The organism is Streptomyces sp. ATLC9 (genome assembly GCF_057196705.1).
This window is the reverse complement of the sequence record NZ_JBXUOY010000271.1, coordinates 1-6,754: the sequence shown is the minus strand read 5'-3', so window position 1 is coordinate 6,754 and position 6,754 is coordinate 1. Positions and strand designations below refer to the sequence as shown.

Genomic DNA, 6,754 nt, shown 5'->3' with positions numbered 1-6,754 from the left:
CACCCGGGGGCGGAACTACACCCCCCCACCCCCCCCCGCCCCCGCCCCCCGGGGGCCCCGGGCCGGGGCCGCCGGTGCGCCGAGGGCCGCGACCGGCCCGAGCCACACGCGCAGCGACGGGGGCAGCACCGCCAGCGGTGCTGTTCATATGCGCAGACCGAATCGCCCGGTGGCCTTCACCAGGCCGTTGACCTGGATGTCGACGGCGTGCTCGCCCGGATAGTACTTGCGGGTCCGGACCTCCTTGACGGAGTGGGTCTTCCGCAGGCTCCGCCGTTCGCCGGCCGCGAGGTCGAGGACCGTGAGCTTGAGGACCTCGGGGACGCTGCGGCCGTTCCTGCGCACATGGTGGACGACGTAGTCGACGGTGACGTTGTGGGCCCGGTCGTCGGTGTTCACGATGTCGAGGTCGATCAGGAGGGTGTCCCCGACGGTCACCGACCGGGGGGTGACGCTCAGCCGGGGCACCTGGACCTGCTCACCGCCGGTCGCGCCGAGAGCGGCCAGGGCCTGCTGGTCGCCCTTCTTCACCAGGGTGCGCAGCCCGTGCCGGACGATCCGGTGGGTCTCGGGGGCGGGGCTCTCCTCCAGCCAGCGCAACGCGGTGGCGAGGGCGGTGCCGGGGTTGTCCTTGGAGATGTCGTTGAGGTTGTTCGCGACGGACCTGCGGACGTACTCGGACGGGTCGCCGCGGAGCGGTTCGAGGATCTCCAGGACGGGCCGCGGATCCCTGACGAAGACGTCGAGGGTGCGGGCCCAGGGCAGGCGGGGCCGGACTCCTTCGCTCGCCGGGCGCCGCACGTTGTGGCTCGGGCTGTGGGCCCACCGGGCGATCCGCTCCATCGCCTGCTCGTGGTGCCGCTCGATGTAGGGCCGGATCGCGTACTCACCGGTGTGCCGCCTGGTGATCTCCTCGATGGCGTCGAGGGACACCTCGGGGTGGTCGAGACCGTACTCCTCCACGAATCCGGCCACCGGCATCAGGAACCAGCTGGGGTTGAACATGCCTTCGCCCTCGGCGAGTTCGTCGCCGAGAATCGACAGGAGGACCGGCACGGCGCCGGGGTAGTCCCCGGGCAGCCGGGTGCGCAGGCCCTCGGCCAGGACCAGGACGCGGTCCTTCAGTTCCTTGCCCTGGACACGCCGCCCGGTCTCGGCGGCGTACCCCTCGACATCGAACTCGGGGCGCACGGCACGGATCCTGCCGCCGATGAGATGTGCCGCCTCGCTGTCGAAGCGTCGCTTCAGTCCGTAACTCGCCGGTCATGGTGTCCGGACCTTTCCCTGTCCTCGTGGGCGCCTGGCGGGATGCCCCGGGCGTCCGGGTGTCCGCCGGGGGCGGCGTCTTCGCCGGGCACGAGTGGGTGCTGTGGCGGTCCGCCGGCCCCGGCCGTGGCGGGGCGGGCGCCGCCGCGCGCCCCCCCCCGCTGCCCCGCGGCCTCCGGCCCGCGGTCCACCGCCGCCCCCCCGGCCGCCCCCGCGCCCCCCCCCCCCCCCCCCCCCCCGCCGCCGTGATACGCCGTCGACTCCGCCTTGGTCGCCACCCCCGCTCCACGCCCCGCACCGGATGCGGCTCGCACCCGCCGCCCACAGCCCCCCGCTCGGCCACCGCCTGGGCAAGCCGCACCGAACCGGGCGAACCGGCCGGCGAACGCCCGCGCCCGGCACCCGGGACCGGTAGCGATGGCGGCTCCAACCGTATGTCACGCCTCCGACACCGGGCGCGCGAACGCGGCCGCCGGCAACCGCCCCGACGCCGGCGAACGCCGCCCGCCGGCGCCGTCCGCGGCCGTGCGCAGCGCCTCCACCGCCGCCCGGATGGACGGCCTGCGGTCGGCGTCCTCCCGCCAGACCGCGTAGACGTGCCGCTTCATCGGGTGCCGCACGGGGGCGACCACCACTCCCGCGGGCAGCGGTCCGCGGCCGAGGCGAGGGGCGACGGCGACCCCGAGACCGGCGCCGACCAGGGCGAGCTGGGTGTGGTGTTCCCCGGCCGTGTGGCACAGCCTGGGCTCGATGCCCTGACCGCGCAGGGTGAACAGCAGCCAGTCATGACAGAACTCGCCCCCGGGCCAGGAGACCCACTCGTCGTCCGCGAAGTCGGCCAGTTCCACCCATCGGGCCTTGGCGCGGGGGTGGCCGGCGGGCATCGCCACATCGGCCGGGTCGTCCAGGAGCGGCTCCTTGGCCAGTCCGCCGGGCAGGGACAGGGGCCGGTTGTGCCAGTCCAGGACGACCGCGAGGTCGATGTCCCCGCGCACCAGCGCCCGTACCGACTCCTCGGGCTCCAGCTCCCGCATCCGGGGTCGCAGCCGGGGGTGGCCGGCGCGCAGCGCGGCCAGGGCCGCGGGGAACAGTCCACGGGCCGCGGTGGGGAAGGCGGCGAGCAGCAGTTCACCGACGGCCTGGCCGCGGTGCGCCTCCAGTTCGGCCTCGGCGAGTTCGAGCTGGGACAGCACGCGCCGGGCGTGCTCGGCGAGCAGGCGGCCGGCGTCGGTGAGCCGGACGCCGCGGCCGTTCCTGGCGAGCAGTTGCTGGCCGGCCTCGCGCTCCAGTTTGGCCATCTGCTGGGAGACGGCCGAGGTGGTGACGTACAGCTCCTCGGCCGCCCCGCTCACCGAGCCGTGGCGGGCGACGGCATGGAGGATGCGCAGCCGGTCCAGATTCAACATGTAAGCGATACTAAGCTTTTCACTCCAGGATTTCTCACTTGTCCTCAATCATTGAAGGCGCCATCGTTGACGCATGTCCGCCTCCGCTCCTCCCGGCGCCGTGCCGGTTCCCGGCTCCCCCGGCCCCACCGCTCAGGCCGTCCCGGCCGCCCCGGTCCCTTCCGCGGCCCGCCGTCCGCCCGCGGTCGACTGGCGCGTCCGCTTCGCCGCCCTCAGCCTGATCTGGGGTTTCAGCTTCCTGCTGATCAAGATCGGCACCCACGGCTTCGCCCCGCTCCAGGTCACCCTGGGACGCCTGGTCTTCGGTACGGCCGTCCTGGGCGCGGTGCTGCTGCTGCGGCGTGAGCGACTGCCGCGGGGCCCGCGCACCTGGGGGCATCTGGCGGTCGCCGCGTTCCTGCTGAACGCGCTGCCGTTCACCCTCTTCTCCTACGCCGAGCTGACCATCTCCTCCACCCTGGCGGGCATCTGCAACGCCACCACGCCTCTGTGGGGCATGCTGCTCTCCCTGGTCGCCCTCTCCGACGACCGGCCCACCCGGCGCCGGGTGGGCGGGCTCGGCGTCGGTTTCGCGGGCGTCCTGACCGTGCTCGGCGCCTGGCAGGGGTTCAGCGGGCAGGATCCCGCCGGCACGGCCATGGCGCTGGTCGCCGCGCTCAGCTACGCGGTCGGCTGGGTGTACGTGCGGCGCACGCTGTCGGGCGCGGACGGCTCCAACGTGGCGATGGCCGGCTCCCAGCTTCTGCTCGGCACTCTGCAACTGGCCGTGGTGACACCGTTGTTCACCTCCTTCCCGGATTCGTTCCCCGCCGGACCGCTGCTGGCGGTGGCCGCGCTGGGCGCGCTGGGCACCGGGGTCGCCTTCCTGCTGCAGTACGGGCTGGTGGCGGAGGTGGGCCCGACCACGGCCACCTTGGTGACGTACTTCATCCCCGTGATCGCCACGGCGGCCGGAGTCGCGCTGCTGGACGAGCACCTGGTCTGGAGCACCCCCGTCGGCGCGCTGATCGTGCTCGTCGGCGCGGCCCTGACACAGAGCCGGGCACGGAACCGGGAGCGGAGCACGCGGCCGTGACGGACGGTACGGTTCAGCCGTACCGCCGCGCCTCGCCGGGCCGGATCGCCGCCGCCACCGCGTCGGCGACCGGCCCGGCCTCGTCCTCGGACAGGGGCGAGACGGTCAGCCGGATGCCGGGCGGCGAGGCGATCCGGAAGCGGGCCCCGGGGGCGACGGCCCAGCCGGCCCGCAGCAGCCGGGCGACCGCGCCGGTCTCGTCGGGCACCGGCACCCACACGTTGATCCCGCTGCGTCCGTACGCCTCGATTCCGCGCGCGGCGAGCGCGTCGAGCAGTGCGGCGCGGCGGCGGCCGTAGGAGCCGGCGATCTCGGCGGGGTCGATCGCCCGGTCCTCCCACAGAGCGGTGACGGTGTGCTGGAGCAGATGGCTGACCCAGCCGGGCCCCAGCCGCTGCCGTCCGCGCACCCGGTCGACGGTGACGGCGTCGCCGGTCAGCACCGCCAGCCGCAGGTCGGGGCCGTATGCCTTGGCGGTGGAGCGCACCAGAGCCCAGTGGTCGGCCGGACCGTCCTCGCCCGCCAGCGGGTGCAGGGGGAGGTCGACGATGCCGTGTCCGTGGTCGTCCTCGATCAGCAGTACGCGTGGGTGTGCGGCCAGGACGCGGCGCAGTTCGCGGGCGCGCGGCGCACGGACCGCGGCGCCGGTCGGGTTCTGGGCCCGGTCGGTGACGATCAGGGCCCGCGCGCCCTGCCGCAGCGCCCGTTCGACCGACCCCGGCAGGGGGCCGTCGTCGTCCAGGGCGACCGGGAGCGTCCGCAGACCCAGCGCGGGGACGAGGTCCAGCAGGCTCCCCCACCCCGGGTCCTCCACGGCGACCGCGTCCCCGGGCTTCAGGTGGGCCGCCAGCACCCGCTCGATGGCGTCCAGCGATCCGGAGGCGGCGGCGACGGGGCCGGGCGGCACCCCGTCCGCGTCGAAGGCCGCACGCGCCAGCCGGACCAGGTCGTCGGTGAGTCCGGGGTCGCCGTAGAGCGTCGGGCGCCGCTCGTGGCGCCGCGCGGCGGCGGCGAGCGCGGCGTTCAGCGAGGGCAGCAGCGCCGGATCCGGGTTGCCCTGGGAGATGTCGCACACGCCCTCGGGCGCCTCGACGCCGATCGCCTCGCGGGCGGTGGTGGCCGGGCGCGGGCGCACCCGGCTGCCGCGCCGTCCGGCCGTCTCGATCACTCCGCGCTCGCGCAGGGTGCGGTAGGCGGCGGCGACCGTGTTGGGGTTCACGCCCAGCTCCGCCGCCAGCTCCCGCATGGGGGGCAGCAGTCCGCCGGGCTCCAGATCCCCCGAGCCGACCCCGCGTTCCACGCTGGCGGCGATCTCGGCTGCGCGCCGCCCTTCGATCCGATATGCTCCTAGCACAAAACACACTATGCACTAGATCAATAAAGGGAGCAAGTCGGCGGCTCACCGCCGCGGACGAGAGGGAGTCGAACACCATGTCCACCACCCACGGAGAGGCGTACGCCCCGACCGGACGCACCGTCCCCACCCGCGGCCGCGAGCGCGCGGCGTACGACCGCGAGCTGGTGCACGCCGTCCTCGACGACGGATACCTGTGCCACCTCGGTTTCGTCCGCGACGGCGCACCGGTCGTCCTGCCGACCCTCTACGCCCGGGTCGGCGAGCGCCTGTACGTCCACGGCTCCACCGGTTCCCGGCCGCTGCGGGCGGCGGGCTCCTCCGACGAGGGCCTGCCCGTCTGCCTGACGGTGACGCATCTGGACGGCCTGGTGCTGGCCCGCTCCGCCTTCCACCACTCGGTCAACTACCGCTCCGTGGTGGTGCACGGCACCGCACATCGGGTGGACGACCCCGCGGAGCGGGCCGCCGCCCTCGACGCCATCGTCGACCAGGTCGTCCCCGGACGCTCGGCCGACTCGCGTCCGGCCGACGCACGGGAGCTGGCCGCCACCGCCGTCATCGCCCTGGATCTGGAGGAGGTCTCGGCGAAGGTCCGCACCGGGGGCCCGAACGACGAGCCCGAGGACCTCTCCCTCCCCCACTGGAGCGGTGTGGTGCCGGTACGGAGGACCTACGGCACTCCCGTACCGGCCGAGGACATGGCCGCGGGCGCCGCCGTACCGGATTACCTCGCCGCTCTCTGACGGTGGCGGAGCGGACCGGGTACGCGAGCGGGCACGGGCGGTTCCCTCCGCCCGCGCCCGCTCCGGCCTCTCACCCTCCGGTTGTCACGCCCCCGCCCCGCCTCCCACGCCTCCGGTCCCCCCGGCCCCCGCGCCCGAGGCGGCCGCGCGGCGCGCCCCGGAGGCCAGCCGCGCCTCGGCGATCGCCAGCCCCGTCACGGCGGTGAGCAGCAGCGCGGTGCCCGCGACGGTCGCCGCGGTCAGCCGCTCGCCCAGCAGCACGACGGCGATCACGGCCGCGCTCACCGGCTCGATGAGCATGATCACCGAGGCGGTGGCCGACCGTACGACCGCCGCCCCCGCGAAGTACAGCGCGTAGGCCAGCGCCGTCGGCACCGCGGCGGTGTACGCCAGCAGGAGCAGCACCCGCAGCGGGTCCTCGGCGGTGTGCGGCAGCAGCCCTTCGGCCAGTCCCAGGGGCAGCAGGCACACCGCTCCGACGCCGAACGCCCAGGTGGTGGTGGAGTACGGGTCGCCGCCCGCGCCGTTGCGGCCCATCCACCGGGTCAGCAGGGTGATGGCGGCGTAACCGGAGGCGGACAGCAGCGCGAGGCCGACGCCCAGCGGCCGCACCGTGGTCCCGTCGCCGCCCAGGCACAGCACCGCCAGACCGGCCAGCGCACCGGCCACGGCCGCCAGGCCGCCGCGCCCCAGCCGCTCGCCCATCGTGAGCCTGGCCCCGAGTGCGATCAGCACCGGCCCGGCGCCGAGGGTGACGACCGTGCCGACGGCGAGCCCGGTGGCCTGGACGGCCGCGAAGTAGGCGGTCTGGAAGAGCGTCAGCCCCAGCCCGGTGGCCACGATCCGTCCCGCCCGGCGGCGCCGCGGCTCGGGCGGGGCCGGGGCCGCCGCCGGGGCCGCACGGCCC

6 protein-coding genes are annotated in these 6,754 nt (G+C 75.2%); 2 read left to right on the top strand and 4 right to left on the bottom strand.

Going from position 1 to position 6,754, the window contains the following annotated elements:
• Nucleotides 1–144: 144 nt before the first annotated feature.
• Both AC2CJA_RS22180 and AC2CJA_RS22175 read right to left on the bottom strand, forming a co-directional pair.
• On the bottom strand, nt 145–1,191 hold the full coding sequence (locus AC2CJA_RS22180) for a DNA alkylation repair protein (protein WP_484604439.1): 1,047 nt from the start codon (nt 1,189–1,191) through the stop codon (nt 145–147).
• A 512-nt stretch (nt 1,192–1,703) separates the two neighbouring features.
• Nucleotides 1,704–2,672, bottom strand: coding sequence for a LysR family transcriptional regulator (locus AC2CJA_RS22175; RefSeq protein WP_484604438.1), 969 nt, complete (start codon nt 2,670–2,672; stop codon nt 1,704–1,706).
• Nucleotides 2,673–2,745: 73 nt separating this feature from the next.
• Between AC2CJA_RS22175 and AC2CJA_RS22170 the strand changes: the two genes are divergently transcribed.
• On the top strand, nt 2,746–3,747 hold the full coding sequence (locus AC2CJA_RS22170) for a DMT family transporter (RefSeq protein ID WP_484604437.1): 1,002 nt from the start codon (nt 2,746–2,748) through the stop codon (nt 3,745–3,747).
• Nucleotides 3,748–3,760: 13 nt separating this feature from the next.
• Here AC2CJA_RS22170 and AC2CJA_RS22165 read toward each other — a convergent pair whose 3' ends face one another.
• Nucleotides 3,761–5,101, bottom strand: coding sequence for an aminotransferase class I/II-fold pyridoxal phosphate-dependent enzyme (locus AC2CJA_RS22165; protein WP_484604436.1), 1,341 nt, complete (start codon nt 5,099–5,101; stop codon nt 3,761–3,763).
• A gap of 77 nt (nt 5,102–5,178) precedes the next feature.
• Here AC2CJA_RS22165 and AC2CJA_RS22160 point away from each other — a divergent pair, with 77 nt between their 5' ends.
• Nucleotides 5,179–5,847 carry a pyridoxamine 5'-phosphate oxidase family protein gene (locus AC2CJA_RS22160; RefSeq protein ID WP_484604435.1) on the top strand — a complete coding sequence of 223 codons (669 nt, stop codon included), beginning with the start codon at nt 5,179–5,181 and terminating at the stop codon, nt 5,845–5,847.
• Nucleotides 5,848–5,931: 84 nt separating this feature from the next.
• Here the strand turns inward: AC2CJA_RS22160 and AC2CJA_RS22155 are convergent.
• Nucleotides 5,932–6,754, bottom strand: an 823-nt coding sequence (locus tag AC2CJA_RS22155) for a DMT family transporter (protein WP_484604434.1), incomplete at its 5' end; no start/stop codon positions are given.

What these genes read in the sequence shown, in the direction of transcription:
- AC2CJA_RS22160 (WP_484604435.1), top strand. Translation starts at nt 5,179, where the DNA reads ATGTCCACCACCCACGGAGAGGCGTACGCCCCGACCGGACGCACCGTC.
- AC2CJA_RS22170 (WP_484604437.1), top strand. Translation starts at nt 2,746, where the DNA reads ATGTCCGCCTCCGCTCCTCCCGGCGCCGTGCCGGTTCCCGGCTCCCCC.
- AC2CJA_RS22175 (WP_484604438.1), bottom strand. Translation starts at nt 2,672, where the DNA reads ATGTTGAATCTGGACCGGCTGCGCATCCTCCATGCCGTCGCCCGCCAC.